The organism is Mesorhizobium sp. M0060, assembly GCF_040323155.1.
GTDB lineage: Bacteria > Pseudomonadota > Alphaproteobacteria > Rhizobiales > Rhizobiaceae > Mesorhizobium.
The window spans coordinates 65,995-84,626 of record NZ_JAMYUP010000024.1 but is presented as its reverse complement, the minus strand read 5'-3'; the positions used below and the strand labels follow the sequence as shown (position 1 = coordinate 84,626).

Here is an 18,632-nt window from a genome sequence, read left to right as displayed (position 1 = left end):
TCCGTAATCGATGCGGTCCGTGACCTCCGCAACCACACCATTAGCCACCTTGATCTGAGAATCATTCAGCTTCACCAGGAGGGGCATCAACATGCGTGATCGATGAGCGGCAGGTGCTGCTGCTGAGGATAGCCGATCTCTTCGAAAAGCATTGGGAAGAGATCAGCCGCTCCGACACCACCGACATGGGCATGCCGATCGTGCGCACCCGCGCCAACCGCAACCGCGTCATCGGCATGCTGCGCTATTATGCCGGCATGGCGACGTCGCTGCATGGCGAGACCATCGAAAACTCGCTGCCCGGCGAAATCGTCTCCTTCACCCGCAAGGAGCCGGTCGGGGTCGTCGGCGCCATCATCCCGTGGAATGCGCCGACCGCGGCGTCGATCTGGAAGATCGGGCCGGCGCTGGCGACCGGCTGCACCATCGTGCTGAAACCGTCGGAAGAGGCGCCGCTGACGCCGCTGCTGATCGCCGACATCATGAACGAGGCCGGTGTGCCGGAAGGCGTCGTCAACGTCGTTACCGGAACCGGCGCCGAGGCGGGCGCGGCACTGGCCGAGCATTTGGGCGTCGACAAGATCGTCTTCACCGGCTCGACGGCGACCGGCCAGTCGATCGTGCGCGCCTCGGCCGGCAATCTGAAGCGCGTCTCGCTGGAGCTTGGCGGCAAGTCGCCGGTCATCGTCTGCGCCGACGCCGATCTCGACAAGGCGGTGCCGGTGGCTGCAATGTCGGTCTTCGCCAATTCCGGCCAGATCTGCATCGCCGGGTCGCGCCTGTTCGTCGAACGCGCCATCCATGACGAGTTTGTCGAGCGGCTCGCGACATATGCCAAAGGTCTCAGGATCGGCGACGGCATCGACCCGGCGACCGAGATCGGCCCGCTCGTCTCCGAAAAGCAGCTGCAACGGGTCACCGGCTACCTCAAGGCCGGTACTGCGGAAGGGGCAAAACTCGTCACCGGAGGCACGCGGCTTGTAGAAGGCGCGCTTGCCGCCGGCAATTTCGTCGCGCCGACTGTTTTTGCCGGTGTCTCGGACGACATGAAAATCGCACGAGAGGAAATCTTCGGGCCGGTGATCTCCGCGCTGCCGTTCGATACGCTCGACGAGGCGGTCGAGCGGGCCAACAACACGCTCTATGGCCTTGCCGCTGGGGTCTTCACCCAAAACCTGGCCAAGGCACACCAGCTGTCGCGAAAGATCCGTGCCGGCTCGGTCTGGATCAACACCTACCACGCCATCGATCCCGCCGTGCCGTTCGGCGGCTATAAGATGAGCGGTTACGGCCGCGAGGGCGGCGCCGAGCACCTCGACGAGTATCTCAACACCAAGGGCGTGTTCATCAAGATCGACTGAGCCTCGCGCCGAATAGGCTCAGAAACGAAAAAACCCGTCTCGGCGGCGGGTCTCGGCACGAATCAGCACCATACCTAAATTACTAGCATAGCTGCCGGCACAAAGCAAGAACAAAATACGCAGGGACCGAGCGCGCCTCGCGCGCCCGATCCCTGGAGGCGGACGTCAGATGACGAACAGCCAGTTGGCGAGCAGCATCACCGCGACGCCGGCGACCAGCGTCAGATAGGGCAGCATGCCCGCCTTTCGCACCGCGAGGTCCGACGAGTTCATGCCGAGATCGGCCAGCATGTGGTCGGGGAATTTGCCCTTGTCCTGGATGTAATGCCGGAAGCAGAACACCGGGATGATCAGGGCAGCCGTGATCAGCCCGGCCCACAATGCCATCGGGTTCCAGACCTTGGCGCCTGCGCCCATGAAGATCGCATTGACATAGGCAAAGATCGCGCCGAGGCCGAGCAGCCAGCTCGGCGCCTTCCATGGCCGCGCGATATGGCCGTTGTCGATGCGGTGGATCCAGCCGGCGTTGAGGTTGAGGAAGTTGAAGATGATATAGCCGCAATTCGACACGGCGAGGATGAAGAAGAAGCTCGTCGCATCGGCCGAGGCGATGGCCAGCACGATCAGGTTGAAGATCAGGTCCGTCCACATCGCCCGCGTCGGCGCGCCATGCTCGTTGACGTGGCTGAGATAGCGCGGCAGCCAGCCGTCGACCGAACCCTGATAGAGCGTGCGCGAGGAGCCGGCCATCGCCGTCATGATGCAGAGCACCAGCGCCAGGATCATCAGCATCACCAGCAGGCTGTGGATCAGCTGTCCGCCGCCGACCATGCCGGCCAAGGCGTCGGCAACGCCGGAGCCGTCGACGATCGGCGTCGCCAGCATGCCGTTCAAGCCGAGCACGCCCTGGAAGGTGAACGGCACCAGGATGAACAGCAGCATGCACAAGAGGCCGGAGTAGAAGATCGCCTTGAAGGTGTCGGTGCCCGGGTTCTTGAACTCGGAGGTGTAGCATACGGCGGTCTCGAAGCCGTAGGTCGACCAAGCCGCGATGAACATGCCGCCGAGCACCAGCGTCCAGCCGGCGATGTTCCACGAGCCGGGCTCCGGCGCATAGGCTGCCGCGAGCGGCACCAGCGGCGAAAAGTTTGCCCAGTTGATCTGGCCGGTGACGATCGGCACCACGCCGACGATCAGCATCGGGATGATGACCAGCAGGCCGATATATTTCTGCACATTGGCGGTGCCCAGAATGCCACGATGCTGGATCGAGAAGATGATCAGCATCAGCACCGCGCCGATGAAGAAGGTGGCGTTGAAGGTGAAGGAAACCGGGCCAAGCGTGTGACCGTAGAGCGTCCAGTTGCGGATCGCCGGCGTGGCCGCCGCGGTGACCGCGGTGATGGCGTCGGCGGCGCTCGTTCCGGCATGGGCCGCGATATAGGCGGCGACTTCCGGCGAAGTGTCGGTGAACAGCGGTACCGGCGCCAGCGCGTTGAGGATATAGGCGGCGGCGATCGAGCAGCCGAGCGACAGCACTGGCGACCAGGCGAACCAGTTGCACCACACCGAAAGCGGCGCGATGAATTTCGAATAGCGCAGCCACGCGGTGGCGCCGTAAATCGAGGCGCCGCCGGATTTGTTCGGGAACAGCCCGGCGATTTCCGCATAGGTGAAGGACTGCAGGAAGCCCATGATCATGGAGGTGGTCCAGATCAGGAACGCCAGCGTTCCGGTGGTGCCGGCAATGCCGCCGATCGAAAACAGGACAAGGGCCGGAACGCCGCTTGCCACCCAGAAGGCGCCGCGCCAATCGATATTCCGGTGCAGCTGCCCTTCGGCAGGCGGCACCAGGGCAGTGACTATCGTGCTCATGTGTTTGGCTTTCCCCTTTTTTGATGTTCCCCATCGGCGATGGCCGCGACTTGGCGAGACTTCGGCACCGACGCATGCAACAGACGACCGTTGGTGTTTCCACTCAGTCGCATTTTTTTCTTAGCAGTGAAGATTGATCCGGCACGCTTTCACGTCAAGCGTTTTGTGACGCTGTGCACATTGCTGTGAAGGGCATGACGATCCGCCGCCGGCTGGCATTGCCGGCGCGGCCGGACGCAACCTCTCGAAGGACTGTCGATCAGGAGCGCGGCTTGGTCTTTTGCGGGTCGTAATGGGCGAAGGCGACGACGCGCGCCGGCAGCCGCTTGCTGTGGCCGTCGAGCTTGCCGATTTCGACCTCGGTGCCGATCGCCGAATGCACGACGTCGAGCCTGGCCAGCGCGATATTCTTGTTCAGCACCGGCGAGCGCATGCCCGAGGTGACCACGCCGATCTGGGCGCGGCCGACATGCACGCAATCGCCGTGGCCGATGGCGACATTGGCGTCGATGTCGAGGCCGACCAGTTTCTTCTGCGGGCTCTCCTTGCGCCGGATCATCGCCTCGCGGCCGATGAAATCGTCGCTCTTGGTCTTCAGCGGCACGGTGAAGCCGATGCCGGCCTCGAACGGATCGGTCTGGTCCGAGAACTCGTAGCCAGCAAAGATCAGCCCGGCCTCGATGCGCACCATGTCGAGCGCCTGCAGCCCCATCGGCTTCAAGCCATGCGGCTGGCCGGCCTGCCAGATCGCGTCGAACACCTTTTCGGCGTCGCGCGGATGGCACCAGATCTCGTAGCCGAGCTCGCCGGTATAGCCGGTACGCGAGACCACGACCGGAATGCCGTTGCCGCCGCCGATGCGCGCCACGGCGAAGCGGAACCATTCGAGCTCGTCGATCGACGGCTGCAGCGGCGAGGTCCAGATAATCTCCCTCAGGATGTCGCGGCTTTTCGGTCCCTGCACGGCGACATTGTGCATCTGGTCGGTCGACGAGCGCACCAGCACGTTGAGGCCAAGTTTTGTCGCTGTCTCGCGCAACCATTCGCCAGACAGATCGTCGCCGCCGACCCAGCGGAAATTGTCCTTGCCGAGCCGAAGCAGCGTGCCGTCGTCGATCATCCCGCCATGCTCGTAGCACATGGCGGAATAGACCACCTGGCCGACGCCGAGCTTCTTGACGTCGCGGGTCAGCGTGTATTGCAGCAGCGCTTCGGAATCCGGACCGGTGACCTCGAATTTGCGCAGCGGCGACAGATCCATGATCACGGCGTCCTGCCGGCAGGCCCAGTATTCGTCGATCGGGCCCTCCTTGGCGAAGGAGTTGGCCAGCCAATAGCCCCTGTACTCGACGAAGTTGCGGGTGTGCTTGGCAAAGCTCGAATGAAAGGCGGTCTCGCGGGTCATTTTCGGTTCCGAATCGGGCGTCATGCGTCTGGCGATCGCTCGCGAGAATTTGTGCTGGCCGGAATAGGTCCGCACATGAATGTCGGTTGGGTTCCAGCCATTGGCCGGCGTCGTGTCGTCGGGGCAGGCGGACGAGACGCAGACGATGTCGGTCAAGGCACGCAGCAAAACATAATCGCCCGGCCGCGACCATGGCTCGTCGGAGACCATCACGCCATGCGCGTCTATCGCCGTATTGAAGAAGAAGTTGATCGCCATCCAGCCGGCGCGAGGGGTGACACCCTTGTCGGCCAGCGCGCGGTTGAAATTTTCCGAGCAGTTGGGATGGCCGGGATAACCGATGTCGTCGTAATATTTGGCCGCGCAGGCGAGCGCGAAGGCATCGTGGCGGCCGCAAGTGTCCTGCACCACCTCGACAAGCGGCTCCATGTCCTGGTCGTAATATTTCGAGTGCAGGCCGGGCATCGGGTAACTCGAGCCCATCAGCGTGCGCGTCGTCGTCACATCGAGCGGATGATCGCGCCCATTGTCGAGCTTGCGTGCCGAAAAACACTGGAAGTCGGTGCATTGGCGCCCGTCGACATCGATGATCTGCAGATAGTCGCCGGCTTTGACGAAATAGGCTTCGGCCGTCGCCGAATGGACGCGGAGGTCGAGTACCGGATCGGCCAGCGGGTCGGCAAGCCGCGACTTCGCCGCCGGCCGGATCGTCGCGCGGCGGACGACGACGCTGAGCGGCGTCGCCGTATCGTGGCCATCGACCAGCATCGGCCCACCCGGGGCGGCAATGAGAATCGACCCGTCGCGGGCGACGGGAAATGCCTGTTCGGTGCCGGCAGGCGTAGCCCCGCCGAACACGCGAACCGCCTTTGCCTGATCGAGCTTTACCTGCCGTCGCTCCAGCCCCCGACGCAAGGAAGCTAGGCCGTCGTCGCCATCGGCCAGCAGCGCCTTGATGCCGGCGGCGTTGCTGTTCGACTTTTCACCGAAAATAGCGGGATCGGTGATCCCGGTGCCGTCCCACGCCAGCAGCTCGCAAGCCTGGCCGCCCTCGACATTGCGCACGCTGATCGTATCGCCGGCCTCGACCTCGATGAGCACCGCGCCATTGCCCTGAACGGAATAGCGCTCCATGCCGGCCGGCAGCGCGATCTGGCCGGGCCGCAGGATTAGGCTTGGCCGCGGCGGTCCGGCTGCGACGGCGGGGTAGGGCGACTGGCTCATCTCAACCTGGTTTCGAGAAACAAGTTTGCCTGTGCGTGAAATTATTTTAGCGGCAAGAATAGGCTGGGACGGCGTGTTTTGGCAAGGTCAAGGTGCAGAACGGCTCTCCCTGGCGCGAACAAACGCTACGCCAATTCCTCCGAATGCGCGATCTCCACGCCATATTCGGCGGCCGCATCGAGCATCGTGTGCCACAGGCTTTCGGCGAAGGTCGCGAACACCAGAAGATTGAACACCGCCTGTCCGTCCGTCCGATCATTGCCGCGCCACAGATTGACGCTGGTGTGGTCGATCGATGTCGCCGCTGCGGCGCTCACCGGAAACGCCGCCGGGTGCAGGTCGATCGACGACAATTTTGCCAGCATGGCGTGCGCCTTTTCTCCCGAGATGGTGATCAGGACGCGCGCATGCGACTGGTCCGACAGCGAGGCGACTTGCGACAACGCCTGGCTCAACGGCTCCATCGCGTGCTTGCCGCCCTTCGACAGAGCGAGGAACTGATCCGGTCCCGACCAGATGAGCGTCACGTCCGAAGCGCTGACCGCCTTGGGCGCATCCGGAGCGGCAACGCCGAACCGGGCCTGGGCAGCCTTTGCCAGTTCCTCGGCTTTGCCGCGCCGTGCCATCATTTGGAGCAGGTCGAAATTGCGGATTTCTGTCAGCGACACGCCGGCCTCGGTGCCGCCCGCGCCATAGGCGCCGACGACAAGCGCTTTCTCCAGCGGGCTGCGGGCAATCCAGGAAAACTCAGCCACGCTGGCGCCCTCCATCCGGATCATAGAAGACCGGGCTGCACAGCTCGACGTCGTAGTCTTCGCCGCGCAGCGGATCATGCGCATGGACGATTTCGCCGATGCGCTCGCGGCCGCGCTCGACAAGCGCGAGCCCGATCCACTGGTCGAGCGTCGGCGAAAAACAGACCGAGGTGACATAGCCCTGGTCGTTGTCGGGACCGGGCGTCTCGCCTTTAGGAATGATATGCGCGCCGGAGCGCAGGCGGCGCGTCTTGTCGACCGGCTTGATGCCGACGACGACCTGCCGGTCCGGGGCGACCAGCGCCTCGCGCCCGGCCATGACGCGGCCGATGAAATGTTTCTTGGTCGACATCATCTTGCCGAGGCCAAGGTCGGCGGCGGTCGTCGTGCCGTTCAGTTCCGGCCCGGCGACATGGCCCTTTTCGATGCGCATGACACCGAGCGCCTCGGTGCCGTAGGGCGTCACGCCGAATTGTTTGCCGGCCAGCATCAGATTGCGCACCAGCGCCTCGCCATAGCGGGCGGGAACCGAAATCTCGAACGCCATCTCGCCGGAGAACGAGATGCGGAACAGCCGCGCCCTGACGCCGCCGCGCAGCGCGACTTCCCGCGCCCCCATGAACGGGAAGACTTCGTTCGACAGGTCCTCGGCCGGATCGACGATTTCCCGAAGCAGGTCCCGGGTCCTTGGCCCAGCGATCGAGAATTGCGCCCACTGGTCGGAGACGGATGTCAGCTGCACGTCGAGTTCAGGAAACAGCACCTGCCGGCAGAATTCGAGATGCTGCATCACCAGCCCGGCCTTGGCGGTGGTGGTGGTCAGGAAATAATGGTCCTCGGCCAGTCGCGATGTGGTGCCGTCGTCATAGACGATGCCGTCCTCGCGCAACATCAGCCCGTAGCGGGCTTTGCCGACGGCAAGATTGGAAAAGGTGTTGATGTAGACGCGGTCGAGGAAAGCGCCGGCATCCGGGCCATGCACGTCGATCTTGCCGAGCGTTGAGACGTCGCAGAAGCCGACGCCGGAGCGCACCGCCCTGACCTCGCGGGTGACCGATTCCAGCCAGTCCTTTTCGCCGGCGCGCGGATACCATTGCGCGCGCTTCCACAGCCCGGTGTCGACGAACACCGCGCCCTGTTCGGCTGCCCAGTGGTGCGACGGCGTCAGCCTTGTCGCGTGGAAGTTCTCGTCACGATGATGGCCGGCGAAGGCGCCGATGGCGACCGGCACATAGGGCGGCCGGTAGATCGTCGTGCCGGTCTCGGGAATGGATTTGCCTGACACAGCCGCCATGATGGCGAGGCCGGCGACGTTCGAGGTCTTGCCCTGGTCGGTGGCCATGCCGAGCGTCGTGTAGCGCTTGAGATGCTCGACCGATTCGAAACCCTCGCGCTGCGCCAGTTCGATGTCGGACGCCGTGACATCGTGCTGGTAGTCGACAAAGGCCTTGCCCTTGCCGGCGACATGCCAGAGCGGCGTCAGCGAAAAAACCTCATCGTCGGCGACCGGCGGCGTGCCGGCATTGCCGCTGCGCCCGGCACTCTGTGCTGCCGCCGCTCCTGCGGCAAAGCCCTGGCGCAGGCAGTCGCCCAGCCCGAAGGCGCCGTTGGCGGCGCCTGCGGCCATCATGCCCGGAGGCGCATCGTCCGGGACGAAGGCTGCGATGTCGTCCTGCCATTTCGGCCGGCCGCGATGGTAGGAGGTCAGCCCGACCGCCGGATTCCAGCCGCCGGAGACGGCAAGCCCGTCGGCTTCGACTTCCGCCCGTGCGCCGCCGGTCAGCGAGATCGCGATTTTCCGGACGCCGTCCTTGCCGCCTTCGACCCCGTTGACCGAGCCGCTGAGCACCGGAAAGCCAGCCTTGGCGGCGAGCGCGCGATGCGCGGCGGAGACGTCCGGGCGCGCATCGACCACGGCCGCGATCCGCAATCCGGCGCCAAGCGCGGTCTCGACCATGCGCCAGCCATCCGCATTGTTGGTGAACAGCGCGATCCTCTTTGCCGGCGTTGCCGCGTAGCGCGTGACATAGGTCCGCATCGCCGAAGCCATCATCACGCCGGGCGTGTCGTTGCCGGCAAACACGATCGGCCGCTCGATGGCGCCGGCGGCAACGACGCAGCGCCTGGCCACGATCCGCCACAGGCGTTGGCGCACCTGGTGCTCGGGCGGCGAGGGCAGGTGGTCGTTGACCCGCTCGATCGCGCCATAGGTGCCGCCATCATAGACGCCGAACAATGTCGTGCGGTTCATGATGCGGACATCGGGGAGTGCTGCGAGTTCGGTCAGCGTGCGGGAAATCCATTCGGCTGACGGCATGCCGTCGATGGTGCCGCCATCCGACAGCAGCCGGCCGCCGGCCACAAAATCCTCCTCGCACAGGATGACACGGGCGCCGCTGCGCCCGGCCGCCAATGCCGCCGCAAGCCCGGCCGGGCCGGAGCCGGCGATCAGCACGTCGCAATGCGCCCACGCCTTGTCGTAATGGTCGGGATCGGCGACGCCGGCGGCGCGGCCGAGACCGGCGGCTCGGCGGATCGCCGGCTCGTAGACCGCTTCCCAGAATTTCGCCGGCCACATGAAGGTCTTGTAGTAGAAGCCGGCGACGAAGATCGGCGCAAACAGCTGGTTGACCGCCATCAAATCGTGGCGCAGCGACGGCCAGCGGTTCTGGCTGGCGGCTTCGAGCCCGTCATAAAGCTCGGCCGTGGTCGCCTTGGTGTTGGGCTCGCGCCGCGCCCCCGTGCGCAGTTCGACCAGCGCATTGGGTTCCTCCGAACCAGCGGTCAGGATGCCGCGCGGCCGATGGTATTTGAACGAGCGACCGACCAGCTTGACGCCATTGGCGATCAGCGCCGAGGCCAGCGTGTCGCCCTGGAAGCCGGCAAAGCTCTTGCCGTCGAAGCGGAAGCTCAGCGGCGCGGCGCGATCGATGATACCGCCGCTCTCCAGCCGGTGTGTCTGCGCGGAGCCAACCATCAGGCGCCAACCTTGGCAGCACCAACTCCGGCAGCCGGCTCGACCGAGGAAATCTCATGCGTCAGCGTGTTGCGGTCGACCTTCAGCCAGGCCCGGCAGCCGCCGCCATGATACCAGTATTCGCTCATCGGGCCGGGGACATTGTCGCGCAGATAGACATAGTCGAAGACCTCGCCCTCCGAGGCGTCCGCCGCCGGGCGCACCGGCTTGGCGTCGCCGAGATAGGTGAACTCGCCGAGTTCGCGTTCGCCGCAGAAGGGACAGACTATACGCATGCTGTTCAGCCAGCCTTCAATGCAGGTTCGGTTGGGCGCCCTGGCCCTTTTCGTCGATCATCGCGCCCACCCGGAAGCGGTCGAGGCGGAAGCGTGCCGCCTCCTTGTGCTGCTCGTCGCGCGCCAGGAGATGGGCAAAGACCAGGCCGGAGCCGGGCGTCGCCTTGAAGCCGCCATAGCACCAGCCGGCGTTGAGATAGAGCCCGTCCACCGGCGTCTTGTCGATGATCGGCGAGCCATCCATCGACATGTCCATGATGCCGCCCCACTGGCGCAACAGCCGCACGCGGCCGATCATCGGCATCAGCGCCATGCCGCCCTCGCAAACGTCCTCCATCACAGGCAGATTGCCGCGTTGGGCATAGGAATTGTAGCCGTCTATATCGCCGCCGAACACCAGCCCGCCCTTGTCGGACTGGCTGACGTAGAAATGCCCGGCGCCGAAGGTCATGACATTGGGGATCAGCGGCTTGATCGCCTCCGAGACGAAAGCCTGCAGCACATGACTTTCAATCGGCAGCCGCATGCCGGCCATCGCCGCGACGCGCGAAGAACTGCCGGCGACGGCCATGCCGACCTTGGCGGCACCGATCTTGCCGCGCGATGTCTCGACCCCGGTCACCTTGCCGTTGGCGTCGCGGACAAAGCCGGTCACCTCGCAGTTCTGGATGATGTCGACGCCGAGCGCACTCGCCGCATGCGCATAGCCCCAGACCACAGCATCGTGCCGCGCCGTGCCGCCGCGCCGCTGCAGCAGGCCACCCTGTACGGGAAAACGTGCATTGTCGAAGTTCAGGAACGGCATCATCTTCCTGACGGCGGCGAGGTCGAGCAGCTCGGCGTCGATGCCGTTGATGCGCATCGTGTTGCCGCGCCGCGCATAGGCGTCGCGCTGCGCGTCCGAATGGTAGAGGTTGATGACGCCGCGCTGGCTGACCATGGTGTTGTAGTTGAGGTCCTGCTCCATCCGCTCCCACAGCTTCATCGACAGCTCGTAGAAGCCGGTATTGCCGGGCAGCCCGTAATTGGAGCGGATGATGGTGGTGTTGCGGCCGGCATTGCCGGAGCCGATCCAGCCCTTTTCCAGCACGGCGACATTCCTGATGCCGTATTCGCTGGCGAGGAACCATGCCGTCGCCAGGCCATGGCCGCCGCCGCCGATGATCACCACGTCGTAGTGGCTCTTCGGGCTGGCGTCGCGCCAGGTGCGCTGCCAGTTCTTGTGGCCGGAAAATGCCGCCCGGGCGAGGGAGAAGATCGAGTATTTCATGAACCTGTTTCGCGCCGGGCGTGCAACAATTCCGGATCAGATGTCGAGCGTGTGGTCGCGCTCCCACTGGGTGAAGTGGGAAGCATAGGAATTCCATTCCTGGTGCTTGAGCTTTAGATAAGCCGACGAGAATTCCTCACCCAGCGCCGTCTTGAGCGATTTGTCGTTGTCGAACTCGCGCAACGCATCGAGCAGGTTGAGCGGCAGCTTCGGCGCGCCTTCGACCGTGTGCCCGAACTGATACATGTCGATGTCGTAGCGCCTGCCGGGATCGGCCTTCGAGCGGATGCCGTCGAGGCCGGCAGCAATGATCACGGCCTGCAGCAGATACGGGTTTGCCGCGCCGTCGGGCAGGCGCAGCTCGAAACGGCCGGGGCCGGGCACGCGAACCATATGGGTGCGGTTGTTGCCGGTCCAGGTCACCGAGTTGGGCGCCCAGGTCGCGCCCGATATGGTGCGCGGTGCGTTGATGCGCTTGTAGGAATTCACCGTCGGGTTGGTGATCGCGGCAAGCGCCGAGGCATGCTTCATGATGCCGCCGAGGAAATTCCTGCCCTTAGCCGACAGGCCGAGTTCCATCGCATTGTCGGCAAAGACATTGGTCTTGCCGTCTCTGTCCCACACCGAGATGTGGGCATGGCAGCCATTGCCGGTCAGGCCCTGGAACGGCTTCGGCATGAAGGTTGCGCGCAGGCCGTGCTTTTCGGCAACGGACTTCACCATGAATTTGAAGAAGGAATGCTTGTCGGCGGTCGCCAGCGCATCGTCGAAAGCCCAGTTCATCTCGAACTGGCCGTTGGCGTCCTCATGGTCGTTCTGGTAGGCGCCCCAGCCGAGCGCCAGCATGTGGTCGCAGATCTCGGCGATGACGTCGTAGCGGCGCATCACCGCCTGCTGGTCGTAGCAGGGCTTCGAAGCGGTGTCGTATTCGTCGGAAATCGTCTTGCCGTCCGGCGAGATCAGGAAGAATTCCGCCTCGACGCCGGTCTTGATGTGCATGCCGTCGCCGGCGGCCTCGGCGATCAGCCGCTTCAGCGTGTTGCGCGGCGCCTGCTCGACCGATTTGTCGTCCATGATGCAGTTGGCGGCGACCCAGGCGACTTCGGGCTTCCACGGCAACTGGATCACCGAGGCCGGATCCGGCACCGCCAGCATGTCGGGATGCGCCGGCGTCAGGTCGAGCCAGGTGGCAAAACCGGCAAAGCCGGCACCGTCCCGCTGCATGTCGGCGATCGCCTGGGCCGGCACCAGCTTGGCGCGTTGCCCACCGAACAGGTCGGTGTAGGATATCATGAAATATTTGACGCCCTTCTCCTTGGCGAAGGCGGCGAGATCGTTCCCCATTATAGTTCCTCGCTTAATTGTGCTGTCAGGTGGTTATCAGAAGCCGTTCTTGCCCGGTATCCAGTTGGTGCCGGCCAGCGGCACGCCGGCCATGGCGGCGGCTTCGATCGTCAAGGCCACGAGATCCTCGGGCTCGAGATTGTGCAGGCTGTTCTTGCCGCAGGCCCGGGCAATCGTTTGCGCCTCCAGTGTCATCACCTTAAGATAATTCGCCAGCCGTCGGCCGGCCGCAATCGGATCGACCCGTTTCATTAGTTCGGGATCTTGCGTGGTGATGCCGGCCGGATCGCGTCCCTCATGCCAGTCGTCATAGGCGCCGGCCGTGGTGCCGAGCTCGTTGTATTCCGCTTCCCAGCGCGGATCGTTGTCGCCGAGCGCGACAAGCGCTGCCGTGCCGATCGACACCGCGTCGACACCAAGCGCCAGCGCCTTGGCGACGTCGGCGCCGTTGCGGATGCCGCCGGAAACGATCAGCTGCACCTTGCGGTGCATGCCGAGATCCTGCAGCGCCTGCACCGCCGGCCTGATGCAGGCAAGCGTCGGCTGGCCGACATTTTCGATGAATACTTCCTGGGTTGCCGCGGTTCCGCCCTGCATGCCGTCGACGACGACGACGTCGGCGCCCGCCTTCACCGCAAGGGCGGTGTCGTAATAGGGCCGCGCGCCGCCGACCTTGACGTAAATCGGCTTTTCCCAGTCGGTGATTTCACGTAGCTCCAGGATCTTGATCTCGAGATCGTCAGGCCCGGTCCAGTCCGGGTGGCGCGATGCGGAGCGTTGGTCGATGCCTTTCGGCAGCGTGCGCATTTCGGCGACCCGGTCGGAGATCTTCTGGCCGAGCAGCATGCCGCCGCCGCCTGGTTTCGCACCTTGGCCGACGACCACTTCGATCGCGTCGGCCCGGCGCAGATCGCGCGGGTTCATGCCGTAGCGCGACGGCAGATACTGATAGACTAGTGTTTTCGAATGGCCGCGCTCTTCCTCGGTCATGCCGCCGTCGCCGGTGGTGGTCGAGGTGCCCGACAGCGTCGCGCCGCGGCCGAGCGCTTCCTTGGCCGGCCCGGACAGCGAGCCAAAGCTCATGCCGGCAATGGTGATCGGGATTTTCAGCTCGATCGGCTTTTTCGCATGACGCGAACCGAGCACGACGCTGGTGTCGCAGCGCTCGCGATAGCCTTCGAGCGGATAGCGCGAGATCGAGGCGCCGAGGAACAAAAGGTCGTCGAAATGCGGCAGCTTGCGCTTGGCGCCCGCACCGCGGATGTCATAGATGCCGGTCGCCGCGGCGCGGCGGATCTCGGAAAGCGTGTAGTCGTCGAAGGTCGCGGACTTGCGCGGCGTCGTCGGCGGGTTGCGATAGGTCATTGAGCCTCAATACGCGTCGGCGTTGTCGATATTGAAATTGTAAAGCGTGCGCGCCGCGCCATAACGCTTGAACTCCGCCGCCTTGACGCCGGTCACGCCGGCGCGGTCGAGCAGGCGCTGCAGCAATTCCAGGTGTTCGGGCCGCATCTCCTTGGCGATGCAGTCGGCGCCGAGGCTTTCGACCTTGCCGCGCACGAAGAGCCGCGCCTCGTAGATGGAATCGCCGAGCGCATCGCCGGCATCGCCCAGCACCACCAAATTGCCGGATTGCGCCATGAAGGCCGACATGTGGCCGATATTGCCATGGACGACGATGTCGATGCCTTTCATCGAGATGCCGCAGCGCGACGATGCATTGCCTTCGATGACCAGCAACCCGCCCCGGCCGGTGGCGCCGGCATACTGGCTGGCATCGCCTTTGACGACGATCTGGCCGGACATCATGTTTTCGCCGACGCCGGGCCCGGCCGAGCCATGCACCGTGATGGTGCTGCCGTCGTTCATGCCGCCGCAATAATAGCCGACGCTGCCGCGGACATCGATGGCGACCGGCTGGTCGACGCCGACGGCGACCGAATGGCTGCCTCGCGGGTGAAGTACCTCCCAGGCGGTCTCGTTCGAACCGGTGGTCAGATTGTGCAGCGCCTGGTTGAGTTCGCGCAGCGACATTTCGGCCAAGTCGAAGACCTTCGATGCCTGATTGTGGCCCGGCTCGCGCGCGGCCTTGGAGACGTTGCCCGCATTGAAGGCGTTGATTGCCGGCATAAGCTCAATGCTCCCAGAAATAGACGGTTGCGGGCTCGGGTTCCCAAACCCTCGCATTGTCTATGCCGGGCAGTTTGGTGAGCGCACGATATTCCGAGCCGAAGGCGACATACTGGTCGGTTTCGGCCATCACGGCGGGCTTGCAGGCGATCGGATCGCGCACCACGCCGAAGCCGTTCTTGGTGCCGACGACGAAGGTGAAGAAGCCGTCGAGGTCGCTCAGCGTGCCTTCCAGCGCCTCGCTGAGGTTTTTGCCATGCGCCATCTGCGAGGAGAGATAGGCGGCCGCAACTTCGGTGTCGTTCTCGGTCTCGAATGTCATGCCTTCGCGGATCAGCCCGCGGCGGACATTGTTGTGGTTGGACAGTGAGCCATTGTGCACCAGGCACTGGTCGGCGCCGGTCGAGAACGGATGCGCGCCCATCGTCGTCACCGCCGATTCGGTCGCCATTCGGGTATGGCCGATGCCGTGCGTGCCGGTCATCTCGCGGACGCCGAAACGATCGACGACGGCTTCCGGCAAGCCGACTTCCTTGTAGATTTCGACGACGTCGCCGGCACCCATGATGCGGATGTCGGGGCGCAGCGCCTTGATCGCCTCGCGCGCTTCGTCGATCTTGGCAGGCGTCGTCCTGACCACCGCATGCGTCGACTTCGCAGCCAAGCTCACCGGCGCGCCGATCGCCTTGGCGAGTTCGGCGTCGAGGCCGCGGAAATCGCGCTCCGGTCTGGCCGATTGGATGGTGATCTTGGCTTCAATGCCCGATGGCGCGCCATAGATGGCGATGCCGGCGCTGTCGGGACCGCGATCGCTGAGCGAGATCAGCATCTCCGACAGCATCGCGCCAAGCTGGGGCTCGAGCGACTTGTCCTTCAAAAAAAGTCCGACGATTCCGCACATGTCAGGCTCCCGAGATTTGTTCCCTTGGAGATGTATCGAATGAGTCCCGGGAATTCAATTGGTATGAAAAAAATTTTCCTGTCGTTATATATCGGTTGAGGCGCCGCTGGCCGCACTATCGCTGCGCTCACCGCCATTGTGAACCCATTTGGCGTGGCGGATGCGGGCGATTTTGTAGGCGTCCAGGATCGACAGGGCATAGATCAGGACGCCGCCGGCATGGCGGCCGATGAAGCTGGCATCGGGCGGCGCGATCTTGGCGGTGACCCAGGCCAGGATCACCATGAAGAACAGGAACTGCAGGCCGCGCACCGGTACGCCGAGCACGACATGTCCGCTTGCCGGCAAAACGATCGCGGCGCCGAGAACCAGATAGGGGCTCGGTGGTGCGGGGGAGGTGGTGCTCTGGCTGGTCATGCCGCCTGCCCTTCCCTTTGATTGATGGCATCGCGCAGCGCCGACGCCGATGACAGCAGCCTCTCGATCAGCGCCGGATCGAGCTTGACGTCGCCAAATTCGGCTTGCCGGAACACGCCATAGCGCGCCCGCTCGGCCTCGGCCAGCAGCCAGACGATGCGCACGCCGTTCGGCGTGATCAGCAGTTCCTTGGCGCGCCCCTCGGCGAAGATATCGAGGTGTTCGGCGATGATGGCTTGGGGGAAGCGCATGCCCATGCGGTCGGTCCGCAGCACCGCCTCGGCCGGAAATCCAGCCGCCTTCGGCAGCGTATGGTCGAGATGATCGAAGTTGGAAAAGGTCGTCGGCGAGCCGGGCCGCATCATCATGTCGCAAGTGCCTGGCACCACCACTCTTTCGGTGATCGAAACGCTCAGCCAGCGTGCCGGAAGCTTCCTTGTCGCCAGCGTGTCGACGATGGTCCGAACCTGCACCCGCCGGCCGTTCCACGAGCCGGCAAAAGTAACGACGCCGACGGTGCCGTCCGAGACGTTGGCCACGTCGGGAATGACGGCACGGAGGCCGGCTTCGTCTGCGGCAAGCGCGGTCGAAGCCTTGGTGCGGTTGACGCGCGCAAGCCGGGCGAGGTTCAGGCCGAGAGCCAGGGCAGCCGCCCCGGCGAGCAATACTGAGATCACCTAACGCACCTCGTCACGCAAATGCCCGCCCAGACAGGGCGACTCCTCCTGTCAGTAACCCTGCGGTTTCGGCCACGGCATGGTGAACTGGGCACCACGACGCACGAATCTGTAGCGGTAGAAGTGGAACCACAGCGAGATCAGGAAGTAGAAGGCGACCATGGCGATCAGCTGCGAGCCGAAGCCGAGGAAGATCGCAAAGAAGGTGACCACGCACAGGCAGAACAAAACGATGGCCGGCAGCGGATGGAAGGGATGGGTGTAGCCGCGGCGGATCGAGCCGAGCGGCCACTTCTTCCTGAACATGATGATGTTGATGCTCATGAAAGTGTATTGCAGCACGCCCGACAGGATGGAGAAGGTGATCGCCTGGTTGAGGTCGGCGATGAAGGCGAAGGCAAGCGCGATCGGCAGCAGGAACAGGATCGAGCGATAGGGCGTGCGGTATTTCGGATGCACCGCCGAGAACCAGGTCGGCAAATAGCGGTCGCGGCCGAGCGAGAACCAGGCGCGCGCGGCGTCGTTGATGCAGCCATTGGCGGAAGCAAGTGCCGCAAGCAGCGTCGCGACGAACAGCAGGTTCTCCAGCAACGGGCTGCCGGTCAGCTTTCCCGCGTCCCAGAGCGGGTACGGGGTGACGCCGAGATATTCCCATGGCATCAGCGAGGCGCAGACATACCAGGTCATGGCGGCGGCGATCAAAAGCGTGATCATGCCGGCCATCGTGCCATAGGGCAGCGAGCGCGCCGGCGAGCGCACTTCCTCGGCGGCCTGCGTGGTGCCCTCGATGCCGAGATAGTACCAGATGCCGAACTGGAAGGCGGCGATGACGCCGATCCAGCCATAGGGCAGCGCATTGCCGGGGGTGACTAGGTCGTTGAGCTTCAGCACGGCGCCTTGCGTCCACGGGCTCACCGAAAAGAACAGGATGACGATGGAGACATAGGCAATGGCGGTGATGACGAAATTGACGTTGAGCGTCATCAGAACGCCGCGATAGTTGAGCCATGCCAGCACGACGATGGTGGCGGCGATGAAGGAGTTGTAGCTCATCCCTTCGACGCCGGCCTTGGCGACGATTGTTTGGCCGAGCAATATCGCGTCGGAGACTTCGAGCATGGTATAGGCAAAGACCAGGAACAGCGCGACGTTGAAGGCCATCAGCGGCCCGACGATGTGCTTGGCCTGCGCATATTGGCCGCCGGCGGCGGCGACCGTTGAGGTGACCTCGGAATCGATCATGGCGACGGAGGTGTAGAGCAGGCCGACGATCCAGCAGACCACCAGTGCGGCGAGCGCGCCGCCCTTGTCGGCGGAGAAGTTCCAGCCGGTGAATTCGCCGACCAGAACGATGCCGACGCCGAGCGCCCAGACATGGGCCGGGCCGAGCACCCTGAGCAGCGACACCCTGTCGCCATGCACTGCCGGTTCAAGCGTGACCGTCATCGTTCAATCCCCCACTCAGATCCGGTGTTTTTCGGACACAGCTTCAAGTTCGCCTTCCCTGGACGAGGTCAGCATCTCTTCGGAATAGGTCGTGTCGATCTTGAACCAGTCGTAGAGCATCCACAGCGCGAGCACGATCGAGATGCCCCAGCATGCGTAAGAGAGTGCCACCCACATGACGATGCTTCCCCGATTTATTTGTCGTCGAATTTTTCGTTGATGACGTCGCGGTATTCACGGTCCGATGCGCGGAACAGAAAGATGAAATAGCCGATCAGCACCGCGGCCATGATGATCAGCGTCGGCCAGTCGATGATGTAGTGGAAGCGGTTCTGGATGATGTCATGCGCGGTTTCCGGCATGTAGCCGAGCTTTTCCCAGATCGAGGCCATGGTCGGGTTCTGTCCAAGCGCTTCCCACGTCTTGGCATCGAGCGCGTCGATGGATTTTGCCGCCCCTGCGAGGCCCAGCTTGAGCGGCAGCCACAGCGCGACGAAAATCGCGACAACGACGACGGCGATATCGAAAACCTGGCCGGCTTTGCTCTGTTCCGGCGGTGTGTAGCGGGCCATGCG

16 protein-coding genes are annotated in these 18,632 nt (G+C 64.1%); 1 reads left to right on the top strand and 15 read right to left on the bottom strand.

Annotation, left to right across the window (positions count from 1 at the left end; translation table 11 throughout):
• Positions 1–95: 95 nt before the first annotated feature.
• Positions 96–1,361 carry an aldehyde dehydrogenase family protein gene (locus NKJ94_RS22100; RefSeq protein ID WP_352527794.1) on the top strand — a complete coding sequence of 422 codons (1,266 nt, stop codon included), beginning with the start codon at positions 96–98 and terminating at the stop codon, positions 1,359–1,361.
• Between the two features lie 165 nt (positions 1,362–1,526).
• Here NKJ94_RS22100 and NKJ94_RS22095 read toward each other — a convergent pair whose 3' ends face one another.
• The 15 genes from NKJ94_RS22095 to NKJ94_RS22025 form a co-directional block, all read right to left on the bottom strand.
• Positions 1,527–3,236: a trimethylamine N-oxide permease gene (locus NKJ94_RS22095; protein WP_352527792.1), complete on the bottom strand. Its 1,710-nt coding sequence runs from the start codon at positions 3,234–3,236 to the stop codon at positions 1,527–1,529.
• Between the two features lie 259 nt (positions 3,237–3,495).
• Positions 3,496–5,865 carry a trimethylamine N-oxide demethylase gene (locus tag NKJ94_RS22090; RefSeq protein WP_352527790.1) on the bottom strand — a complete coding sequence of 790 codons (2,370 nt, stop codon included), beginning with the start codon at positions 5,863–5,865 and terminating at the stop codon, positions 3,496–3,498.
• 125 nt (positions 5,866–5,990) lie between these two features.
• On the bottom strand, positions 5,991–6,620 hold the full coding sequence (locus NKJ94_RS22085; RefSeq protein ID WP_352527788.1) for a sarcosine oxidase subunit gamma: 630 nt from the start codon (positions 6,618–6,620) through the stop codon (positions 5,991–5,993).
• On the bottom strand, positions 6,613–9,597 hold the full coding sequence (locus tag NKJ94_RS22080; protein ID WP_352527786.1) for a sarcosine oxidase subunit alpha: 2,985 nt from the start codon (positions 9,595–9,597) through the stop codon (positions 6,613–6,615). Before NKJ94_RS22080 ends, NKJ94_RS22085 begins: the two co-directional genes overlap by 8 nt.
• Positions 9,597–9,872, bottom strand: a complete 276-nt coding sequence (locus NKJ94_RS22075; protein WP_352527784.1) for a sarcosine oxidase subunit delta — start codon at positions 9,870–9,872, stop codon at positions 9,597–9,599. Before NKJ94_RS22075 ends, NKJ94_RS22080 begins: the two co-directional genes overlap by 1 nt.
• A 16-nt stretch (positions 9,873–9,888) precedes the next feature.
• Complete coding sequence (locus tag NKJ94_RS22070; RefSeq protein ID WP_352527782.1) at positions 9,889–11,142, bottom strand: sarcosine oxidase subunit beta family protein; 1,254 nt, start codon at positions 11,140–11,142, stop codon at positions 9,889–9,891.
• A 36-nt stretch (positions 11,143–11,178) separates the two neighbouring features.
• The gene (gene glnT / locus NKJ94_RS22065) at positions 11,179–12,486 is read right to left on the bottom strand and encodes a type III glutamate--ammonia ligase (RefSeq protein ID WP_352527780.1); all 1,308 of its coding nucleotides are present in this window, start codon (positions 12,484–12,486) and stop codon (positions 11,179–11,181) included.
• A gap of 36 nt (positions 12,487–12,522) precedes the next feature.
• A complete protein-coding gene (locus NKJ94_RS22060; RefSeq protein WP_258603849.1) occupies positions 12,523–13,851 on the bottom strand; it encodes an FMN-binding glutamate synthase family protein in 1,329 nt (442 codons plus the stop codon).
• A gap of 6 nt (positions 13,852–13,857) precedes the next feature.
• Positions 13,858–14,520 carry a GltB/FmdC/FwdC-like GXGXG domain-containing protein gene (locus NKJ94_RS22055; protein ID WP_352527799.1) on the bottom strand — a complete coding sequence of 221 codons (663 nt, stop codon included), beginning with the start codon at positions 14,518–14,520 and terminating at the stop codon, positions 13,858–13,860.
• Positions 14,521–14,620: 100 nt separating this feature from the next.
• Positions 14,621–15,517: a class II glutamine amidotransferase gene (locus tag NKJ94_RS22050; RefSeq protein ID WP_352527778.1), complete on the bottom strand. Its 897-nt coding sequence runs from the start codon at positions 15,515–15,517 to the stop codon at positions 14,621–14,623.
• Between the two features lie 84 nt (positions 15,518–15,601).
• A complete protein-coding gene (locus NKJ94_RS22045) occupies positions 15,602–15,934 on the bottom strand; it encodes a hypothetical protein (RefSeq protein ID WP_352527776.1) in 333 nt (110 codons plus the stop codon).
• Positions 15,931–16,611, bottom strand: coding sequence for a hypothetical protein (locus tag NKJ94_RS22040; RefSeq protein ID WP_352527774.1), 681 nt, complete (start codon positions 16,609–16,611; stop codon positions 15,931–15,933). The genes NKJ94_RS22045 and NKJ94_RS22040 overlap by 4 nt, the downstream gene beginning before the upstream one ends.
• A 51-nt stretch (positions 16,612–16,662) precedes the next feature.
• Positions 16,663–18,057 (bottom strand): APC family permease, encoded by a 1,395-nt coding sequence (locus NKJ94_RS22035; protein ID WP_352527772.1) that lies wholly within the window; start codon positions 18,055–18,057, stop codon positions 16,663–16,665.
• A gap of 15 nt (positions 18,058–18,072) precedes the next feature.
• Positions 18,073–18,234, bottom strand: a complete 162-nt coding sequence (locus tag NKJ94_RS22030) for a hypothetical protein (RefSeq protein ID WP_023673991.1) — start codon at positions 18,232–18,234, stop codon at positions 18,073–18,075.
• A 17-nt stretch (positions 18,235–18,251) separates the two neighbouring features.
• On the bottom strand, positions 18,252–18,629 hold the full coding sequence (locus tag NKJ94_RS22025) for a hypothetical protein (protein ID WP_352527770.1): 378 nt from the start codon (positions 18,627–18,629) through the stop codon (positions 18,252–18,254).
• Between the last annotated feature and the right edge of the window lie 3 nt (positions 18,630–18,632).